The organism is Elusimicrobiota bacterium, assembly GCA_040757695.1.
Lineage (GTDB): Bacteria > Elusimicrobiota > UBA8919 > UBA8919 > UBA8919 > JBFLWK01.
This window is the reverse complement of sequence record JBFLWK010000027.1, coordinates 1-20,251: the sequence shown is the minus strand read 5'-3', so window position 1 is coordinate 20,251 and position 20,251 is coordinate 1. Positions and strand designations below refer to the sequence as shown.

Annotated in this window: 21 protein-coding genes and 1 other RNA gene; all 22 read right to left on the bottom strand. The window is 35.7% G+C overall.

The features are described from left to right. Nucleotides 1–99 precede the first annotated feature (99 nt). Nucleotides 100–480: a GxxExxY protein gene (locus AB1349_06510; protein ID MEW6556989.1), complete on the bottom strand. Its 381-nt coding sequence runs from the start codon at nucleotides 478–480 to the stop codon at nucleotides 100–102. A 6-nt stretch (nucleotides 481–486) separates the two neighbouring features. After that, entirely contained in the window at nucleotides 487–711 is a 225-nt protein-coding gene (locus AB1349_06505; GenBank protein MEW6556988.1) for a hypothetical protein, read from the bottom strand. Further along, on the bottom strand, nucleotides 699–1,979 hold the full coding sequence (locus AB1349_06500) for an ATP-binding protein (GenBank protein ID MEW6556987.1): 1,281 nt from the start codon (nucleotides 1,977–1,979) through the stop codon (nucleotides 699–701). The genes AB1349_06505 and AB1349_06500 overlap by 13 nt, the downstream gene beginning before the upstream one ends. Nucleotides 1,980–2,089: 110 nt before the next feature. Then, on the bottom strand, nucleotides 2,090–3,133 hold the full coding sequence (locus AB1349_06495; protein ID MEW6556986.1) for a hypothetical protein: 1,044 nt from the start codon (nucleotides 3,131–3,133) through the stop codon (nucleotides 2,090–2,092). A gap of 128 nt (nucleotides 3,134–3,261) precedes the next feature. Further along, entirely contained in the window at nucleotides 3,262–3,876 is a 615-nt protein-coding gene (locus tag AB1349_06490) for a hypothetical protein (GenBank protein ID MEW6556985.1), read from the bottom strand. A gap of 161 nt (nucleotides 3,877–4,037) precedes the next feature. After that, a complete protein-coding gene (gene murG, locus AB1349_06485; protein ID MEW6556984.1) occupies nucleotides 4,038–5,117 on the bottom strand; it encodes an undecaprenyldiphospho-muramoylpentapeptide beta-N-acetylglucosaminyltransferase in 1,080 nt (359 codons plus the stop codon). A gap of 15 nt (nucleotides 5,118–5,132) precedes the next feature. Next, nucleotides 5,133–6,239: a putative lipid II flippase FtsW gene (gene ftsW / locus AB1349_06480; GenBank protein MEW6556983.1), complete on the bottom strand. Its 1,107-nt coding sequence runs from the start codon at nucleotides 6,237–6,239 to the stop codon at nucleotides 5,133–5,135. Continuing rightward, nucleotides 6,236–7,513 carry a UDP-N-acetylmuramoyl-L-alanine--D-glutamate ligase gene (gene murD, locus AB1349_06475; protein ID MEW6556982.1) on the bottom strand — a complete coding sequence of 426 codons (1,278 nt, stop codon included), beginning with the start codon at nucleotides 7,511–7,513 and terminating at the stop codon, nucleotides 6,236–6,238. Before murD ends, ftsW begins: the two co-directional genes overlap by 4 nt. Continuing rightward, nucleotides 7,510–8,595: a phospho-N-acetylmuramoyl-pentapeptide-transferase gene (mraY, locus tag AB1349_06470; protein ID MEW6556981.1), complete on the bottom strand. Its 1,086-nt coding sequence runs from the start codon at nucleotides 8,593–8,595 to the stop codon at nucleotides 7,510–7,512. Before mraY ends, murD begins: the two co-directional genes overlap by 4 nt. A 240-nt stretch (nucleotides 8,596–8,835) precedes the next feature. Continuing rightward, on the bottom strand, nucleotides 8,836–10,248 hold the full coding sequence (gene murF / locus AB1349_06465) for a UDP-N-acetylmuramoyl-tripeptide--D-alanyl-D-alanine ligase (protein MEW6556980.1): 1,413 nt from the start codon (nucleotides 10,246–10,248) through the stop codon (nucleotides 8,836–8,838). Continuing rightward, on the bottom strand, nucleotides 10,230–11,753 hold the full coding sequence (locus AB1349_06460) for a UDP-N-acetylmuramoyl-L-alanyl-D-glutamate--2,6-diaminopimelate ligase (protein ID MEW6556979.1): 1,524 nt from the start codon (nucleotides 11,751–11,753) through the stop codon (nucleotides 10,230–10,232). Before AB1349_06460 ends, murF begins: the two co-directional genes overlap by 19 nt. A gap of 15 nt (nucleotides 11,754–11,768) precedes the next feature. Then, complete coding sequence (locus tag AB1349_06455) at nucleotides 11,769–13,469, bottom strand: penicillin-binding protein 2 (protein ID MEW6556978.1); 1,701 nt, start codon at nucleotides 13,467–13,469, stop codon at nucleotides 11,769–11,771. After that, on the bottom strand, nucleotides 13,466–13,753 hold the full coding sequence (locus AB1349_06450; protein MEW6556977.1) for a hypothetical protein: 288 nt from the start codon (nucleotides 13,751–13,753) through the stop codon (nucleotides 13,466–13,468). Before AB1349_06450 ends, AB1349_06455 begins: the two co-directional genes overlap by 4 nt. Beyond that, the gene (rsmH, locus tag AB1349_06445; protein MEW6556976.1) at nucleotides 13,750–14,643 is read right to left on the bottom strand and encodes a 16S rRNA (cytosine(1402)-N(4))-methyltransferase RsmH; all 894 of its coding nucleotides are present in this window, start codon (nucleotides 14,641–14,643) and stop codon (nucleotides 13,750–13,752) included. Before rsmH ends, AB1349_06450 begins: the two co-directional genes overlap by 4 nt. Continuing rightward, nucleotides 14,644–15,063 (bottom strand): division/cell wall cluster transcriptional repressor MraZ, encoded by a 420-nt coding sequence (gene mraZ, locus AB1349_06440; GenBank protein ID MEW6556975.1) that lies wholly within the window; start codon nucleotides 15,061–15,063, stop codon nucleotides 14,644–14,646. Nucleotides 15,064–15,216: 153 nt separating this feature from the next. Then, an RNA gene (gene rnpB, locus AB1349_06435) (RNase P RNA component class A) lies at nucleotides 15,217–15,697 on the bottom strand. Next, on the bottom strand, nucleotides 15,686–16,411 hold the full coding sequence (locus tag AB1349_06430; GenBank protein ID MEW6556974.1) for a C4-type zinc ribbon domain-containing protein: 726 nt from the start codon (nucleotides 16,409–16,411) through the stop codon (nucleotides 15,686–15,688). Before AB1349_06430 ends, rnpB begins: the two co-directional genes overlap by 12 nt. Nucleotides 16,412–16,454: 43 nt before the next feature. After that, nucleotides 16,455–17,729: a phosphomethylpyrimidine synthase ThiC gene (thiC, locus tag AB1349_06425; protein MEW6556973.1), complete on the bottom strand. Its 1,275-nt coding sequence runs from the start codon at nucleotides 17,727–17,729 to the stop codon at nucleotides 16,455–16,457. After that, nucleotides 17,726–18,124 carry a thiamine-phosphate pyrophosphorylase gene (locus AB1349_06420; GenBank protein ID MEW6556972.1) on the bottom strand — a complete coding sequence of 133 codons (399 nt, stop codon included), beginning with the start codon at nucleotides 18,122–18,124 and terminating at the stop codon, nucleotides 17,726–17,728. Before AB1349_06420 ends, thiC begins: the two co-directional genes overlap by 4 nt. After that, nucleotides 18,121–18,579, bottom strand: coding sequence for a D-glycero-beta-D-manno-heptose 1-phosphate adenylyltransferase (rfaE2, locus tag AB1349_06415; protein ID MEW6556971.1), 459 nt, complete (start codon nucleotides 18,577–18,579; stop codon nucleotides 18,121–18,123). Before rfaE2 ends, AB1349_06420 begins: the two co-directional genes overlap by 4 nt. 311 nt (nucleotides 18,580–18,890) lie before the next feature. Next, entirely contained in the window at nucleotides 18,891–19,904 is a 1,014-nt protein-coding gene (locus AB1349_06410) for a CsgG/HfaB family protein (GenBank protein ID MEW6556970.1), read from the bottom strand. A gap of 86 nt (nucleotides 19,905–19,990) precedes the next feature. Then, the coding region (locus AB1349_06405; GenBank protein MEW6556969.1) for a hypothetical protein at nucleotides 19,991–20,251 on the bottom strand (261 nt) is incomplete at its 5' end.

Below are 20,251 nucleotides of genomic sequence, written 5' to 3'. Positions count from 1 at the left end.
ACAGATTAACACAGATAAACACAGTTAAACAACAAATCTTTCATATTCCAATAACCACCAATGATATCAAAAACCACAGATTAACACAGATAAACACAGTTAAACAACAAATCTTTCATATTCCAATTTAGGTCTTGCAAAGTTTATTATCAATCCAACTCGTAACCCAGATATTCTGAGATAGTTTAATAATTGAGCTCGATGGACTTTATCTATTTTCTCAACGGATTTTACTTCTACTATTACCTTATCATCTACAACTAAATCGGCATAATATACTCCAACTTCTTTCCAACGATAAATTACTTTGAATTCCTTCTGAGTAGATATTTTCCTTTTCTTTAGTTCCAAGTCCCAGACAAGTGAATTCTCATATACTTTTTCAAGCAAGCCACAACCTAATGTATTATGAACATTACATGCTGATTCTATAATTTCACCTGTTATCTCTTTATAAAGAAATTCTTTTTCTGTGTTCATCTGTGTTCACCTGTGGTTTCTTTTATCTTCTGCATTTTGTTCGCGTGATTTCCGCGTGTATCTGCTTTTAATTCTTCTCCAGTTACAAAATTTTTTTGTATTCAGTGTATCAGCGATTCTCAACATTTCCGGCGACAGGTTCATAAACCTCACCCTGCCATCTGTTTCAATATAGATTTCAGATTCAAAAAACTTTTTACCAGTAGGTAATTCTCGTTTTAAACCATCCATAACGGAATAAAAAATACATCTGTTTTGTTTAACTTTATTCTATCAATGTAATCTCTTGTCACTATCACTGCTTTAGAAGGCAAGAACTTATTTATGAAAGCACGGAGAGAAGTTGGAATTATTGGGCTTTTAATTTTTTGATATTTTATTTCAACTGGCAATAATTGTCTATTCTCCATTATTATAAAATCAATTTCGTGCTGTTCTTTTGTTCGCCAGAAATACAGTTCTTGTAATGGTTCTTTTCTTTTTAGTATTTCCTGAAAGAAACAGTTTTCGGCAATTGCTCCTTTGTCCTGTCTAATATCCAAAGGACGGATATCGTTTATATTGATATTTCTTAATCCAGTATCACAGAAGAACAGTTTAGGCATTTTTGTTATTTCTTTCTGTCTATTGGTAAAAAATGGCTTTAACAGGTTTAAAACAAATGTCTTTTCCAGAATAAAAATAAATTTTTCAATATGTCTTCTTGTAAGCCCAACTTCTTTACAAACCTCATTCAGGTTTAATAATCCGCCAATCTGAAGAGAAAGAAATGAAACCAATCTGTTAAACTGAACAATATTCTCTATTTTTGCCAAATCCTTTATATCTTTTTGAATATATGTATTATGAATTTCTTTCAACCGCATTATTCTATGTTCAGTCTCGGCTGTTAAAGTTGGCAATGGATATCCACCAAAAACCATAAAATCCTCAAATAAAGGAAGTAGATTTGGAGTTAAGGTGTTATACTTTTTCATCTTTTTAAAATTAGTAATTATTTTTTTGATAGATACCTCGTTTTTTATTTTTGCAAATTCACTTTTTTTGAATACTAAATACTCTTTAAAACTCAACGGATAAACTGAGAATATAATTTTTCTACCTGTGAGACCATCTGTAAATCTTTTTCGGATTTCAAACGATGATGAGCCAGAAACAATAAGTTTTATATTGAGGTAGTGGTCGTGAATTATCTTTAGGAATTTTGCTGGTTCAGGCAGGTACTGAAGTTCATCTATAAAAACATAAACTTTTTTTGCGTTATTCAAACCTTTTGCTTCTACATAACCAATAAATGTTTCAACACTGCTTAGAATCTGAAGATTATAGGTGTCCTCTAAATCAAAATATAGACATTCTTTTGGATTCAGTTTCTGGGTAAGTAATTTTATTATACAAGTCTTACCAACCTGTCTTCCACCTAACAAAACGATTATTTCTGGTTTATCCAACCATTTTTCAATACAAGTAATGATTTCTCGTGGAAATAACAGTTCCATACTTTTTTGTTTCTCCTCGTATCAACAATTTTAACATAAATAGTAAAAAAAGTCAACACTTTTATTACAGCTAAATAGACTGCTCCTTTTTTTACCAGGTATAATAGTTTTCACTTTTTGTATCGGTGCCAGATTTGTTCAATATATTTCGGTACGAGTTCATCAAGCGTTTCGGAATATTTTCCTTCATTATCGCCGTAATAGATAGTAATCGCACTTCTCAACGCACCTGTATATCCTTTTGCAGCACCTTCCTGTGATTTTTTTATAAGCCCTGAATACTTAAACATCATCGCGCTGATACACCAAAAATATGCAATAATTGCGATGATACCGAGGACAGAAAATAACCAGCCAGTCCAGTTCTTCGGGAAGCCAACAAGTTCTTCTGCAACTGCCGGACCTTTAATATTATAAAGGTCTTTATGAATCAGATAAATAAATGTAAGCACCAGCACTTGCCAGAAAATATTGAACAGTATGTTCAAACTTAACCAGAGTATATTTAGTTTTGGTATTGCTTTTTCAAATAAAGCGAGTAACACTGAAACTAAACCGAGTATCAAGAGCAAAACTAAAAATCTGCCCAAAATAGCCCAACCGTATCCCTTCACCAAATTTTTGGACCGAATAAGTGCAAGTCGTCCTCTGATATTTTCGTTCACGAGGACAAAAGGGACAACCCAGAACCAGATAAAAAATATTATTCCAGGCACAATCAAGCATACAAACCCGCCAGGAATAATTAAACCCGACCAGCAGGCGATAACAAGATACGGCATTGTAAATTCCCAGCCGGTTTTTAATATCTCCTTGATTTTGACTACGCTGTCTATTTTACCGACAAGTACTATAACCGACGTTCCAAGCCACAATCCCAGATATACTGTGAACAGACCAAATGAACAGGCAGAAATTATTATTGATACCGTCACCCCCAAGCTGCCTTTAAGCAAAAACACCAAACCAATACCAAGCCCGATACTTAACAAAACACAAATTCCGCATATTACCCAAATGGCGATTGTTTTCGGAAATAATTTGATGGCACTTTTTAATACCTTGCTCAATAATTCGCCAACTGGCATCAACTTTTTGGGCTCCGTCGTTTGTCCCTGTTCAACCTGTCCCACACTTTCTTGTTCCTGTTCCATAACTGCACCTCCATCGCAAACCCCAGCCACAAAATTTCACAGAGTTACACTGAAACTATTTGATTTTCTTTCTGTGGACTTCTGTGTCATTCTGTGGCTTCCATTTTTAGATGACAGTATTACATCACTTAGGGTATTTTAATTATGTATTCATCCGTTGGCCCTTCTCTATGCACTCTGGCGGTATAGAAACCTGCTGTCAATTCAAACATAATCATAAAAAAGCAACTGATAATCACAAAAGTGAATAACATACCTATCATAATTCTGCCTTTGTCATCGGTACTCGGCTTCCCGATTCTTTTTTCAACATTGTTTTTTAGCGTCGTAAATACTACTTCCGAAAAAAAGAAACCCCAGAAAAGTGAGCAGAGCGATATTGCCATTAGATGCGGAATTTTCGCTATATCTTCTGCCCTTGTCAGCATTATCCTCATACCGATGATGGCTGAAATACAACCCATTGCCATTGATGCGTTTGCAAACCTTACAAACAATTGTTTTGCTGTTTCCAATTGCTCTTCTGTTGGACTAAATTTTGACGACAAAGCGCATTGAAATCCTGTTTTAATATCTATGATTGAATATGTTGCCAAAACGATTAGCAGTGCACCAAAAACAATCAAGCCGATAAACTCATAAAACAAAAAAGGCTCAAAACCGCTCAATCCTTCCTGATACAATATCACTGCCGCCAATGCCAACAGAACCGAAACCACACAACTCAAATACTTCGTTTTCATACCTTTTGACACAGAACCATTTTTATTGTATATTAGTAATATATTTATATTACTAATACTATTTTAGCAAAAAAATAATAGGGTGTCAAGCCCTGCAAAAAAATTTTCGCTTTTACCGACCTTACCTATCCCTTATGGCAAATCTTGAGATCAAACTCTTTTTAGAAATATGTCTTTACCAACTGGCAAAATGTTTTTGTCGCATCAGGATAAGCGATTTTTAGGTATGCATCTGTCATCTTTTGAAGTGTCTCTGGCTGGTTTAAAAGTTCTAACAATTTATCAACGAGCTTATGAATTTCGTTTTCTTCAATTACAACTGCACAGCCGTTTTCAGCCAGATAGTCTGCGTTTGCTTTCTGGTGTCTTTCAGTTGAATATGGATATGGCACAAGGAGTGCCGGAATTTTTACTGTAATCAACTCTGTTATTGTCATTGCACCTGCACGACTGATTATTACTGATGCTTTTTTATAGGCAGTTTCTATATTAAACAGGTATTTGTGAACTTCTGCTGAAATTTTTTTAGTGGTATATGTATTTTTTACTATTTCATAATCTTTTTCGCCGGTAATATGTATAAGATGGATTTTTTCTTTTATCAGCAAAAATTTATCAATCGCATTTACAATTGCAAGATTTATACTGTGCGCACCTTGACTGCCACCGAAGATGAGGCAGGTAAAGGGTAAAGGGTGAAGGGTGAAGGGTGAAGGATTGATGTTGCGTATTTCTTGGCGGACTGGATTACCTGTTAAAATAACCTTAGCTGCCGGGAAACAGGTTTTTGTCTTCTCAAACCCTATACATACTGTATTCGCAAAAACTGCTGAAATTTTATTAGCGAACCCGGGAATAATATTTTGTTCGTGGACAATTGATGGAATTTTTCTTATACTTGCTGCCAGAATTACAGATACTGAAATATAACTGCCAAACCCGATTACGATACCGGGTTGTTCTTTTTTTAAGATTTTGAATGACTGATATATTGAAAACAAAAATCTATATATAAATGATGGAAAAAATGCAATGTTGCTGTATGAGATTTTTCTTTTCAATCCGCTTGCAGATATTTTGTAGAATCTATAACCTGCTTTTAGAATTATTTCAGAATTCTGCCCACCCTTATCGACGAAAAAGACATCATAACCGTTTTTTTTTAATTCGTCTGCGACTGCAATTCCTGGATAGATATGTCCACCTGTTGACGAAACCGCAATAAGCACTTTTTTATTCACTTGAAACTTTTATTTTTAGCCTTTAATCTTTAACTGTTTTCCTATATTCAAAAGTATCCCAATACCTGTCAGCATCACAACCATAGATGAACCACCAAACGATATAAACGGTAATGGCAATCCTTTTGTTGGAAAAATTCCTATACTTACCGAGATATTTATTATCATCTGCAAAGTAATCATTATAGTAATACCAAATGCGAGCAAGGTTCCAAACAGGTTTTTAGCGTGTAGTGCTATTTTTATTCCAAAATAAAAAAGTCCAAAAAAAAGCAACAAAATAGCCATAGTACCTATAAGTCCAAATTCTTCACCGATAATTGGGAATATAAAATCGGTATGTGGTTCTGGTAGAAAAAGCATTTTTATCTGTGAGTTTCCGAGTCCCTTTCCTGCTAACCCACCAGAACCCATCGCTAAAAACGATTGAATAAGTTGGTAGCCCGAGCCTTGCGGGTCTGCCCAAGGATTCAGGAACGCAGTGAGCCGTTTAAGTCGGTATGGCTCTTTTAATATCGCATAAAATATGAGTGGACTAACTATTAAACCAGCAAAGACAATATACATTTTTCTTAACCCACCAATAAACAAAAGTACCAGTGCCAGCAAAAAAATCAGCACAGGCACTCCAACATCCCGTTCTAAATAAATTAAACCTGCGATAATACTGATGATGATAAACGGTCTTATCAATCCATCTTGAAAATTTTTCATTTTACTTGTTCTTCTGTCAACATACCAGGCAAGAAAAAAAACAACTGTTAGTTTGGCTATTTCAGACGGCTGGAATCCAACCGGACCGAACTTCAGCCATCTTTTAGTGCCTGCAATAGTAGGTCCTAATAATAGCACCATTACAAGCAAAATTACAGTAAAAATTAACAAGACAGGCACGATTTTTTTTAGTTTATTATAATCAAATGCCGAAAATATCAGCATAGATAATAATCCAATCCCAACCCATAACAGTTGTTTCAAAAAGAATGTAAAAGCAGTCCCGTATCTGTAATCCGCCATTATACCACTTGCTGAAAAAACCATAATAGTTCCGATAGATACTAATATCAGCGTAATTACAAAAACCCAAAGATTATACGATTTTTTGGATGTTTCAACTCTCATAAATTTTTAACCACCTGTTTAAAAAACCTACCGCGTTCTTCGTAATTTTTGAACTGGTCAAAAGATGCACACGCTGGTGACAAAAGCACAATATCGCCGGCGGTAGCAATCTTATATGATTCTATCACAGCGTTTTCTATATTATCTAACAAAATTATTTCAGCAGAACATCCTCCCTCTTTCTCTCCTTTTAGTTGCGAACTAATTTTTTCTTTTGCCTCGCCAATTGCAAAAATTTGTTTAACATTTTTTTTAATCAACGGAATCAGTGGTGTATAAGACGAACCCTTATCACGTCCACCAAGAATAAGAATAATCGGTTCATTAAACGATTTTATTGCAACCTCGGTTGATGCGACATTAGTGGCTTTGGAATCGTTGATATATTTTACTCCATTAATTTCTTTGACAAATTCAAGCCGATGCTCAACACCATCAAATTCTGAAAGATAATTTACTGTTTTATCTTCTTCAATCCCTGCGGCTTTCAGGATTTCAATTGTAGCGAGCGCATTTTCTATATTGTGTGAGCCAGGAATCTTAAGATTTAGTTGTCTGGTGTTTGTCTGTTGAGAAAAGAACCTGATATGGGACGCAGCCCGGCTTGAAAGTTGGACGCAAAATTCATCATCTTTATTAAATATACAGAAATCGTTTTTGTTCTGGTTAACAAAAATTTTGGATTTTATATTTGCATAATTCTGCATTGTTTTATGGCGTTCCAGATGGTCAGGTGTAATGTTCAATACAGCAGCGATATGCGGTGCGAATGTGGATGAATTTTCTAACTGATAACTTGAGACCTCCATCACAATATATGTTTTAGCATCGGATTGGTCTATAAAATCACAAACTGGCAGCCCTATATTCCCACAGACAATTGTTTGTGGGAAAACCGTTTTCAGCACCTCACCAACCATAGCAGTTGTCGTTGTTTTCCCGTTAGTACCGGTAATTGCGATAAGCATTTTATATTTTGCTAATAAGTAAAAAAGTTCTATATCTGACAGGATTGGTATATTTTGTTTTCGTGCTTTGACTAACACTGGTATATCCAGAGGCACACCGGGGCTTGGTATTATCAGGTCTGATTTGAGAATTTTATCCGAATGACCGCCGAATTCTGTTTCAACACCTTGATGTATTTTTGCAGATATTTCATTTTCTTTTCTTATTTCGCTAATCAGCACTTTACAACCTTTTGACAAAAAAAAATTAGCGCAGGCAATACCGGTTTTTGCAGCACCCACAATAGCGATTTTTTCCCATTTCATCTTATTTTTAGTGCGCTCAATGACAACAATGCCAGTACAATCGCTATAATCCAGAATCGGATTACGACTTTTTCTTCAGGCAGCCCCAAAAGTTCAAAATGATGGTGTAATGGTGACATCTTAAAAACCCTTTTCCCACCTCTTAGCCGAAATGATGCTACCTGCAACAATACCGAAAACGCTTCTACAACAAATATCCCGCCAACCAACACTAAAATTAACTCCTGTTTTACAAAGATACTGATAATTCCGATACTGCCACCTAAAAAAAGCGAGCCGGTATCACCCATAAAAATTTCAGCTGGATGACAGTTAAACCATAAAAACCCGAGACATGCGCCTATCATTGCGGCTAAAAATATTGAAAGTTCACCAGCACCATATACAGGTATGACTTTCAGGTAACTGCTGAATTTAGCATGACCTGCAATATATGCAAAAACTGCATAAACCAGCCCTGAAAAAATAATTGCGCCGACTGCGAGTCCGTCAAGCCCGTCAGTAAGATTCACTGCATTTGATGAGCCAACAACGATTAGATACGAAAAAAATATGTAAAAAATACCAAAATTCAAAAATGTCTCTTTCAAATAAGGTATATTGACTGATGTGACATATTTTGCATTGGGTGGCAGGAAATAATTATATGCGGAAATAATTACACCAAGTATTGATAGATAAACCATTTTTTGGGCTGCGGATAGCCCTGTTTCTCGGTACTTGACTGTTTTCAAATAATCATCCATAAAGCCAAGTAGCCCTAAATATACCGACGATAAAACCAGAATCCATACAAATCTGTTATCAAGCCGTGCCCATAAAATTGTAGAAACTATAAGTGATACCAGTATCAATAATCCACCCATTGTAGGTGTGCCTGATTTTTGTAAATGTGTCTGAGGTCCGGCGCCTCTTATCGTCTGCCCGATTTTTAATAGTTTCAATTTTTTTATGAAATACGGACCGAAAATAATAGCAATAAAAAGCGATGTAGATATTGCGCCACCAGCCCGAAAAGTTATATACTGGAAAACATTTAATGCTGAAAAATAATCTGATAGATAATGAAGATAGTAGAACATATTGCGTTGTTAATTAAATTGTAGTTGTCCCAATAAATCGGGACTGTTTAGCAGGGAAACCCTGCAACTACACTCTCCGCTCATCCGTATATTTCGTGTTGCCGACAAGTCGACAAGTCGGAATAAACTCTACAAACGCAGAGTCCGAAGAACCTGCAGGTTTTTTTCCCTTACACAAATGTATAATATGTCCATAGAGTAGCTACAGAATTCGCGGGTTTTTTTCTGCGCTATCTGTGGTTACACCTCTGCGCTATCTGTGGTTGCATAGATTAGAGATTCAGCGACTTTATCTAACCCGATTTTTCTTGATGCCTTAAAGAAAACAGCATCATTTCTTTCCAGATTTTTTTTGAGATATTTAAATAGTTGATTTTTAGTTTTAAACCATTTACTATTACTGATATTTCTTGATAAATCACCGACGGTATAAACGGTATCTGCTAACTTATTATTAACGATGAACTCGCCTAATTTTTTATGTTCACTAACTGCGTAGCTGCCTAATTCCAGCATATCGCCTAAAACCAATATTTTTCTCTTATTATAAAAAATTTCTGAAAAATTTTCAATCGCCTGCCACATAGAAGTCGGATTGGCATTATAGGAATCGTTAACAATAATAATACCATCACTCGTTTTAATCACTTCCATTCTTTTAGGTGATGGCTTAAAATTTTTGATACCGTCAGCAATCTCATCTATCTCAATACCAAAACAGGTTGCACAGGTAGATGCTGCAAGTGCATTATAGATATTAAACTTTCCACAAACAGGCAGTTCAAGATGTGTTTTTTTGTTCCCGTATCTGAGTATGAAGCTTGTTTTGTGTGGTTTCAGAACAATGTCGGATGCTGTTATATCTGCTTTGTTTTTGAGCCCGAAAGTTTTTTTCATACATTTTATTTTTTTTGACGCAGTTGATATAAGTTTATCGTCATTATTTATTATCGCAATACCAGCATCGCCAAGTGAGTGTAATAGTTCCATCTTTGTTTTCACAATATTTTCTAACGAGCCAAATTCGCCGATATGCGCATTGCTGATATTTGTAATTATTCCACATGCTGGTTTTGCTATCTCAGACAGTCGGGCAATCTCGCCTGTATGGTTCGCACCCATTTCTAAAATACAGTATTTGTGCTGCTCAGTCATATTAAACAGTGTCAGCGGTAATCCGATATGATTATTCAAATTCCCTTGTGTTGCCAAAATACTGAACCGCTGTGATAAAATTGAAGCCAACATATCTTTTGTGGTTGTCTTACCATTAGAGCCGGTGATTCCTATTACTTTTACACTAAACTTTGTTCTATAGTATTTTGCAAAATCCTGGAGAGTTTTTATTGTATCCTTTACAAGAATAGTTGAGAGTTGCCTGCCCGACGACTTGCAGGCGGGAGAGTTGAGAGTTGCCTGCCCGACGACTTGCAGGCGGGAGAGTTGAGAAACAACTACTGCAACTGCACCATTTTTAACTGCGTTTTTTACGAAATTATGCCCATCGTATTTTTCGCCTTTTATAGCAAAAAAAATATCGCCTTTATTGGTTGTTCTGGAATCAATAGAAACACCTGATACGACAATTTTTTTATTTCCGGACAAATGTCCTTTTATTATTTTTGTGATTTTTGTTATTTTGATTTTTTCCATATTTCAGATACAATCTGAGATACTGTTTCTTTATCACTATATGGTATTTTTATTTCACCAATAATTTGATAATTTTCGTGCCCTTTCCCAGCTATCAAAATAATATCGTCAGGTCCACATAACGAAATCGCTTTTTTGATTGCTTCAGTTCGTTCTATTATAACCTCATAATTTTTGCATTTGATTCGTTGTAGACCGATTTCTATATCAAGTATTATTCTTTCTGGTTTTTCCGTGCGTGGATTATCGGATGTAATAATTGTATAATCAGACAATCGACCTGAGAGTTCGCCCATCAGCGGTCTTTTTGAGCGGTCGCGGTCGCCGCCACAGCCAAATACTGTGATTATTTTTCTATGTTTTATTGTTCTCGCGGTTTGAATAAGATTTCCCAACGCATCAGGTGTATGTGCATAATCAACAATCACCGTAAATGGCTGACCAGCATCAACTGTTTCAAACCTGCCTGGGACTGTTTCAAATTGTTCAATTCCTTTTACAATTTTTTCTAACGGGATGTTCTGCCAGTACGCACAGCTAACCGCTGCGAGTATATTATAGACATTATGTCTCCCAATCAGTTTCGTTTTAATTTTTTCTCTTATTTTCTCTTTTTTTTCTCTTCTTTCGTTTTTAATACAGATATTAAATTCAGTTTGATTTTTTAAGAGCGTGATATCGGTAGCACGGATATCTGCTTCAGATTTTATCCCGTAAGTCACAATGTTGGTGCCAGCAATTTGCTTGTTTGATAATTCTTTTCCTGCAGGGTCATCTAGATTCAGCACAGCGAATTTTGGTGATTTTTGGGATTCAGCCAAAAATTTTTCAAACAGTAAAAACTTCGCTTTCTTGTAAGCATCCATTGTTTTATGATAGTCCAGATGGTCTCTTGTCAGATTGGTGAATATAGCGACATCACAATTTAATCCAGCAATTCTATTCTGAGCGAGCCCGTGTGATGAAACCTCTATTGCAACACCATCAGCAGACAGGGTTTTCATTCTGGCTAAAAGCTCGTGTAAATCACACGACTGCGGTGTTGTGGTCACTGCAGGAATATCAAAATCACCAAATTCGTAAGAAATAGTACCAATCACTCCAAGTTTTATATCAGCATGTTGAAATATCTTTTCTAACAGATAGGTTATTGTAGTTTTGCCGTTAGTACCCGTGACTGCGAATACTTTCATTTTTTGTGATGGCTCATTGTAAAAACGGGCTGAAATCTTACCAAACATTTCCGAAATGGTTTCAGTAGAACAACAAAGATAAGTTGCATTACTATTTGCCAGAGTTCTATCGTCAGTAAGTATTGCAATCGCACCTTTATCAATCGCATCTTTTATATATTTTTTGCCATCTTCTTTTGTGCCACTTAATGCTGCAAAAAGATAATTTTTGAATAACACCTTTCTGGAATCGCAAGTAATACCTGCAATTTCTTTATCAGTATTACCAATTATATCTATATTAAAATTACTCATTAGTTCAGAAAGTTTCATTGTTTTTTACTGAGATTAAAAATTACCGGCTACCAGTTTCTTTTCGGGCTGTATACCCAGATACTGAAGAATCCCTACAGCAATCTGTCTGAAAATAGGTGCGGCAACTGATGAAGCCCAGTAATCACTTTTGGGCTCATCCACTACAACAAGAATCGTTACCTTAGGTACATCTGACGGCAGAAAGCCAGCAAAAAGAGATACATATTTGGAGTGAGAATATTTTTTAAGTTGTTTATCATATTTTTGTGCAGTGCCTGTTTTACCGGCAACTTTTAGATTACTAATTCTTGCGTTAGTGCCTGTGCCGTAGTCCACAACAGCTTCAAGCATTTTTTTTAGTGTTGAAGCAGTCTGCGGTGAAATTACCCGTCTTATTTTAACAGGTTCCAGGAACTGTATTTTTTTATTATTCTTAACAACTGATGTGACGATTTTTGGCTCTAACAGAATCCCGCCATTTGCGATTGCAGAATACGCATTAACAATCTGTAATGCAGTAGCGGATATTTCCTGACCGAACGAAATCATCTCACAGGAAACACCCGACCACTTACCCGGTGAAATGAGTCGGCCTTCTGTTTCGCCCGGCAGTTCAATTCCGGTATTTGTTCCAAACCCAAACGCACGAGCATACTGCCAGAGGTTATACTTGCCTATTTCCCGACTGAGTTTTGCAAAACCGATATTGGATGAGTATGCGAATATTTCTTCAAATGAGAGCAGCCCATATTTTTCATGGTCATGAATAGTAACGTCTTTGGCGATTTTGTAGGAACCGTTTTCACAGAAGAATTGTTCTTTGATAACTTCAGGATGTTTTTCTATAGCAGCAGCAGTAGTAACAATTTTGAATACACTGCCTGGTTCAAATGCATCATTGATTGCTGGGTTTTTTAACATTTTTGGCAGAATTTTTTTGTTGGGGTCATATGCTGGAATTGTCGCCATCGCAAGTATTTCGCCTGTATACGGATTCTGGATTATGCAAGTAAGCGATTTGGCAGAATTAGTTTGCTGTGCTTTTTTAAGTATACTCTCTGCCACATATTGAAAACGGCTGTCAATAGTTAAAACAACATACCCTCTGTTTTCGTCAGCAATTCTATTATTATCTAACAGTATTTCTCTACCCTTGCCATCTTTCTGTACTACATATCTGTTGGATTCACCTGTGAGAAAACTATTAAACTGATATTCTATACCGGATAAACCGTTATTATCCATACCCGCTATACCGACTACATAATTTGCAAGCGAGTTTTCAGGATAGAATCTTAACTCTTCTTTCTCAAAATAGACACCTGGCAAATTTTTAGATTTAATTTTAAAGACCTCTTCAGGCAGAAGTTTTCTTTTTACTAAAACCGATTTTTTATTACCGTTTTTCTGCTGAATTTTTGATAAGAACTCAGGAACCGACATGCCACAATACTCTAAGATAAAATCAGCATCTATCTTTTCCTTTTTGCTTTTATCTATTTCAATATAACAGGATTCTACCGGCATACTTGTGGCAAGAACAGTCATTCGTCTATCATAGATGTTGCCCCTTAACGGGTATGTTTTTTTTATCTTTTTAGATTGTTTAGCAACCTCTTTAGAAAAAAAATTGTTATTAACAATCTGTATCTGAAATAAACGAAACCCTATTGTTATGAAAACAACAAGTATCCCCAAAAAAATAATTACTATTCTGTTTCTTATGGCTTTCATTCTTTTATTACTATAATATCAGATGGTTTCGGTTTTACCAAACCTCTTTTTTTAGCGATTTCTTCAAGATTATTCATTGCAGTAATATTCATTATTTTCATTGTGAGTAGTTTATTTTCGTCTGTTAAGGTTAGAATTCTGTCATTTATTTCACTTGTCTTGTATGCAAGTTTTTTTTCTGCATTTTTCTGCCAAACATAAAAAGAACCAAGCAGCACAACTATAAATGCCCATTTGAAATATCGGGCTGAATGGTTTCTATTGTCTACTCTGTGAACTCTCATCTTTTTTCAATAATTCTAAGTTGCGCAGACCTTGAACGCGGATTCAAGAATATCTCATTTGCAGACGGAAAAACAGGTTTTTTTACAACAAGTTTGATTAGCTGGTTTCGTTCGGCATCTCTAAAAATATTTTTTAATAGCCGGTGCTCAATTGAGTGATACGATAATACAACAATCCGTCCACCTGATGAAACCAACTTTATCGCAGAACTGATTCCTTTTTTGATATTATCCAGTTCATTATTGACGGCAATTCTTAATGCCTGAAATGTTTTTGTTGCAAAATGAATCCTCCCCCCCTTTTTGTTATGATACCATACAGGTGTTGCAGTTTTTATAACTTCTATCAGTTCTTTTGTGGTCTCTATCTTTTTTTTCAACCGATACCTGCAGATACCATCTGCTATTTTTTCTGCAAACTGTTCATCTGCAAACTCTTTTAGTATCCCTTGCAACTCTTTTTTAGAATAACTATTTATAACCTCTTTTGCAGTAAGCAGGTTGTCTTTATTGTATCTCATATCAAGCGGTGCTGCAAAATTAAAACTGAATCCCCTGGTTCTATCTTCAATCTGTAAAAACGAGAAGCCCAAATCAAAAAGGAAACCATCAATATTTTTGATTCCAGTTTTTTTTACAACGCTGTTAAGATTAGCAAAGTTTTCGCAAATCCATTTTGTATTTTTATACCGGCTAAATTTCTCTCTGTAATACTTAACTGTTTCGCAATCCCAGTCCAGCAAAAAAAGTTTGCCTCTTTCAGAAAGTTTCTTAACTATCTCAATAGAATGCCCACCACTACCAAATGTGCAATCAATATATGTTCCATCGTTTTTTATACTCAAATAATGTAAAACCTCTTTAAGCATTACAGGAATGTGATTTACCATTTATAATTCTAACGCAGTTGAATGCTTGGCAAATAATTTCCCGGATAATTTGGTGTATTTTTCCCAGACAGATTTTGACCAGATTTCTATTCTGCTTGAAACACCTATTATTACAACATCGTTTTTGATTTTGGCATACCGTCGTAAATTGAACGGTATCAAAATTCTGCCCTGTTTATCAATTTTTACCTCTGTGGCACCAGAGAGCCATATTCGCTTAAATGCTCTTTCTTCTGACTTATCTTTGAAAGGCAAAGTGTCCAATTTGTTTTCAAGTTTTTCCCACCTGTCTTGCGGATAAATATAAAGACATTCATCAAGTCCGATTGTTATTATTAACCGATTTGATCGTCTGAATCTGGCAGGGATAAACACCCTGTTTTTAGAATCAATTGAGTAGTTATAAAGCCCCACAAACATATATTATCACCATTAACCACAATTATGGATTATTCCCCACTTTTCACCACTTCTTATTAGTATAAATTATTTAGAGCAATTTGTCAAGTACTTTTTGTGAAATTTTTATTTTTTGAATACGGAGTAAGATAGGATAGTAGAAATAGTAGGTTATGCGGAAGGGGGCATGTAAGCCGGATTCTGTTTACAACGCAGATTACCGCTGATAACATCTGTGGTCGTCTGCGTTTATGGAATCATTTTTCTGGGTCCGATATTACTATCGGAATCAAGCGGTCAACATTCGGAATAAACTGGTGTGAATAACACCTTTCCCATTTTGGACCTTGCTCCGGGTGGGGTTTACCTTTTGATATGTTGCCATATCAGAATGTGAGCTCTTACCTCACAATTTCACCTTCACCTAAACGCTGATTAACGCTGATTACTACGCAGATTTACGCCAATTTTTTTTCTGCGGTTATCCGCGTTCTTATCCGCGATTATCTGCGTTATGGTTGTATATTTTCTGTGGTACTTTCCCTGTCCCGATGCTACATCGGGACGATGGCTGTTAGCCATCACCCTGTTCATAATGGAGTCCGGACTTTCCTCCCCCCGATGAACATCGGGGAGTGATTCCTCAGCCCCCTTCTACATTGTGATTGTTTTGATACAAAATTCGCTGACAGTTGTTACACACAACCAATTCGTTACCTTTTCGTACTTCATCAATAATATGGAGAGGTAAATTTCTGTGACACCCACCACAGGAGTTATTATTTACAATTGGTACAACTGCTAATCCTTTCTTATTTTTTCTTATATTTTCATATTTTCCTGCTATATGTGCGGGCAAATTATCCAATCTGGTTTTTCGTTCGTTTGTAAAATTAGCAATGTTATCGTTTGTTTTTTTTAATTCCTCGTCCGCAGATATTTTTCTATCATTAAACTCTTTTTCCAGTTTCAGATATTCATTTTGCAAATCTTTTATTTCTCTTGAAAGTCTTTCTTCATTCTCCATTATGGATAATAATTCATCTTCTATTTTAAGTTTTTGTGATCTACAATTTTCTATTTCAGTTAACAGTGCTTTGTATGCCTCGTTTGTTTTAACAGCATTTAGTTCCATATTGTGCTTTTTGAGCTTATCGTCAAGTGTGGTTATTTCTATTTCTTTCTCTTTCTTTGATACAGCGCTGTTTGACAGTTCTTTCTTCAGAGTTTCAATTTGTTCTTTTTCTTTTTTCAATGTCTCTTGCAACGTATTTAGTTCATTATCAATTTTCTGTATATTATTGTTTGCTTCATCTACTTTGGAATCAACATCCTGAAGTTCTATAAGTTTTAGAAGTTGTTCATTCATAGGTTCATTACTGTTTTAATTTTACAAAATTATTTCTAACCTGTCAAGAAATTAATTTACGTTTCATTGCACAAAAAGAGCCACACATTGAACAGACTTCTTTATTTTTAGCAGAGCACCGTTTTTCAAATTCAGACGGGTCTATTGATAGTTTTTTCTGTTTTTTCCAGTTGAAGTTTTTTCTTGCTTTAGAAAGTTCGTAATCAACTCTGATAGCATTTTTGTTCCCTCTTGCGATTCGTGCGCAGTGAGCGGCAATCCTTGAAGCAATTACTCCATTTTTAACATCCTCTATAGTAGGCAGAGCCAGATGTTCAGCAGGTGTTACATAACATAAAAAATCGGCACCATAATAGCCCGCCAAAGCACCACCGATTGCGGCGGTAATATGGTCATATCCTGGTGCAATATCTGTCGTTAACGGTCCTAAAACATAAAAAGGCGCGTTGTGACAGTATTTTTTTTCAAGGAGCACATTTTTTTCTATATTGTTTATTGGAATATGACCCGGACCTTCTATCATCGTCTGCACATTTCGTTTTAACGCATATCTTTGTAACTCACCAAGTATTTTTAGTTCTTCAATTTGTGCAAGGTCAGTATTATCCGCAATACAACCCGGTCTTAGACCATCGCCAAGTGAAATGACAGCATCATATTTTTTTACGATTTTCAACAGGTTATCAAAATTTTCATAAAGCGGATTTTCTTTTTTGTTATGCAGCATCCATTCTGCAAGAAATGCACCACCACGAGAAACGATTCCAATAAGCCGTTTTTTCTTTTTAAGAATTTCAAGCGCTTTAAGTGTTATACCACAATGCACTGTGATGAAATCAACACCATCTGCAAGTTGACTTTCTATTTCATAGAACATTTGCTCTATACTTATCGTCGGGAATTTTTTTCTTTTTTTTGATGCCTGGCAAACCAATGCATAAATAGGAACCGTCCCTACGGGTACTGTTGAGTGTTTTATTATTGTTCGTCTTATCTGTGCAACATCCCCACCTGTTGATAAATCCATTACCGTATCCGCACCGTATTTTATTGCAGTAAAAAGTTTTTGTTTTTCATATAAGACATTACAACTCAACGGCGATGTACCAATGTTAGCATTGACTTTTATTTTAAGTTTTTTTCCAATACCGACAAGTCGGAAGTTGGAAGTCAGAAGTCGGAAGTCGTTTTTTAAAATGACAATCGTTCCGTCGGCAACACCTTTTCTGATAAAATCAACGGAAACCTGCTCGTGTTTTGCAACTTCCCACATTTCCTTTGTGACAACATTTTTTCTTGCCGATTCTATCTGTCTCATTTTAGTAACTTCGCAATTTTTTGTTCTATATCGTAGATTCCGAACCTGATTTTTTTGAATTCGTTGCCAGCATTCGCAGAAATTGTTTTAGAAAATTCTTCAAGCACTCTTAAAGATTCTTCTACCCGTTTTATATTTGAGAACACAACAGAAAAAGCGTTTTTTTTGCGTGATTCTTTTGTTTTACGAAAAATATCACTTTCAGAATTACGGGATAGAACCAACTGAGGATAGATTCTTCTGGCAATTTTATCAATTTGATGTCTTAATCTTTTTATTTCTGACGATAATTTTGTTTCTTCAAGCACAAACCTTGCAAAGTCTTCAACAACCCGCAATCCCTCTTTTGTCCTGTTCAGGTTGGCATCAATAATTCGCAGTATTTTTTTATTCATATATTTTTAAGTTTTTGTATGATTCCAGTCGTAGAATATCCTTTTACAAGCGGGATTCTTACAACCTTTTTGGCAAACTCGCTACCGACGATTTTTTCTTCTTTCCAGTCAGCACCTTTTACAAGAATATCAGGTTTGATTTTTTTGATAAGATTGTATGGTGTTGGTTGCGAAAATTTTAGTATGAAATCAACTGAAGAAACTGCTGATAGAATTTGTGCTCGTTCATTTTCAGGTATTATGGGACGCTTATTGCCTTTAATTTTTTTTACTGATTTATCCGAATTTAAGCCTACAACTAAAATATCACCCAATGATTTCGCCTTTTTAAGAAGCCGAATATGTCCTATGTGTAAAATATCAAAACAGCCATTCGTAAAGACAATTTTTTTGTTGGCTTTTTTAAGTTGTAAAACAATTTTTGCAATCTGGCTTATAGATTTTAACTTGTTCATTTTTTGATTTCAATACTTCTAACAATTTTTTATTATACAAAAATCCTAAAAAATTGCAAATAAAAAATGGCTGGTCTGAACCCAACCATTTCCTTGTTTGTTATTGTGAACCCCGTATGTGTCATTCCCGCGAAACTTGTCCTCGCGAAAGCGGGGAGCGGGAATCCCTGTTTTCACAGGGACGGCGTCTACGGGATAAACTCTGCGAAACAATCTCGTTTCAAAAAATAGAAAACATTGAAAAAACTGAACCTATCCCTTTTTTCTAATTCAACAAATTAAATACCGTCTTCTAACGCCCATTGATACTTTTAGAATTTTTTTTCTAAGGCAAGTGAGATACTTGATTTTTGGAAATTTGGGTTCAATACTAAAGCAACATCTTTGTTTTTATTGAGTTGATAGGAATAAGGTTCTAAACCATATTTTGCATTTATCGCTGATGCAGCGAGCGGTGCATGTATCATATCTATCAAATGAATTCCACAATCTATTGCTAATAAAATATACCCAATGTCATCGTATGGACAATAAGAATAATACCTATAGTAGTATTCTTTAGTATAATAATCATAATAACGATAATACTCATACTCCACAGTCGTCAAACACGCTATCGCTGCAACTGTAAGTCCGCTTTCTATTATGGAATATGCTAACCCCAACCCCCATTGGCCGTTATAAAAATGTCCGGCACCGGCTAGAAAAAACGACCAGAAAAATGCCGCTGTTGGGGACCTGTATTTTCTTAATTTGCCATCTTTAGTTTGAGATGCTTGTCTTATTCCCTGCCGTTGTTGGTAACCAACCCTTTGGGATGAAATTTTCAATCCAACAAGTCGGCGTGCTAAATTTTTAGCGATCGTTTTTAGTGCTATGGCAGTGGCTGCTTCGTCGTCATATGAAGCGATAATTTTGCCGGTTTCTACATCTACAAGATTTACTGTTATATAAAAAGTATCCATCAGTTTAGACAAGTTGCCGACAACCATTTTTTTGACATTTAAAAGTTTACCAATCTGAACCGCGCATTCTGATTCTGTGCAACCTGTTTGCTGAAATGCTGCTTCCGCAAGAATCTTGTCCATATTCGCCTTCTCAATAACAGTATAGAATCCAATTCCTACCAGTTCGGTCCTCAAGAAGTCAGCAACAATAGATGCATCTGCAGCGGATACATTCTTGCCTGTAAAATCAGCCACTGCGATGTTTGCTTTTTCTTCTTTTTGTGGCATTTTTCTTCGGAATGTCTCTCTTGGTTTTTCAGCAGATACAGTAAATGACCATACAGAAGACGATTCTGACCATCCTTTAGAAGTATACACCGCAACACTCCAGTAATATGTTTTGCCGTTTTTTAATGTATTTTCAGGAACCGTCCAGTACGGATTTCTTATAGTTGACTGCGTAATTATTTCAGTTCCGTCCTCATCAGGATAAATCTCAATACTGTATTGTGATGCATATATATTCTTTTTCCATGATAATGTCGGTTGTGTTGTAGTAACTGTTTCGCCATCAGCAGGACTGATGAGAGCAGGTATGGTCGACCTGAAAAACGGCTATAAACACTGTTTTTTTGATACGGCTCGTCGGAACCACTATAAAATATATTTGCAAATTCATTCAAATCAAAGGTTTGACCTTTGAAATTGCTCTTTGAATTTTGAAA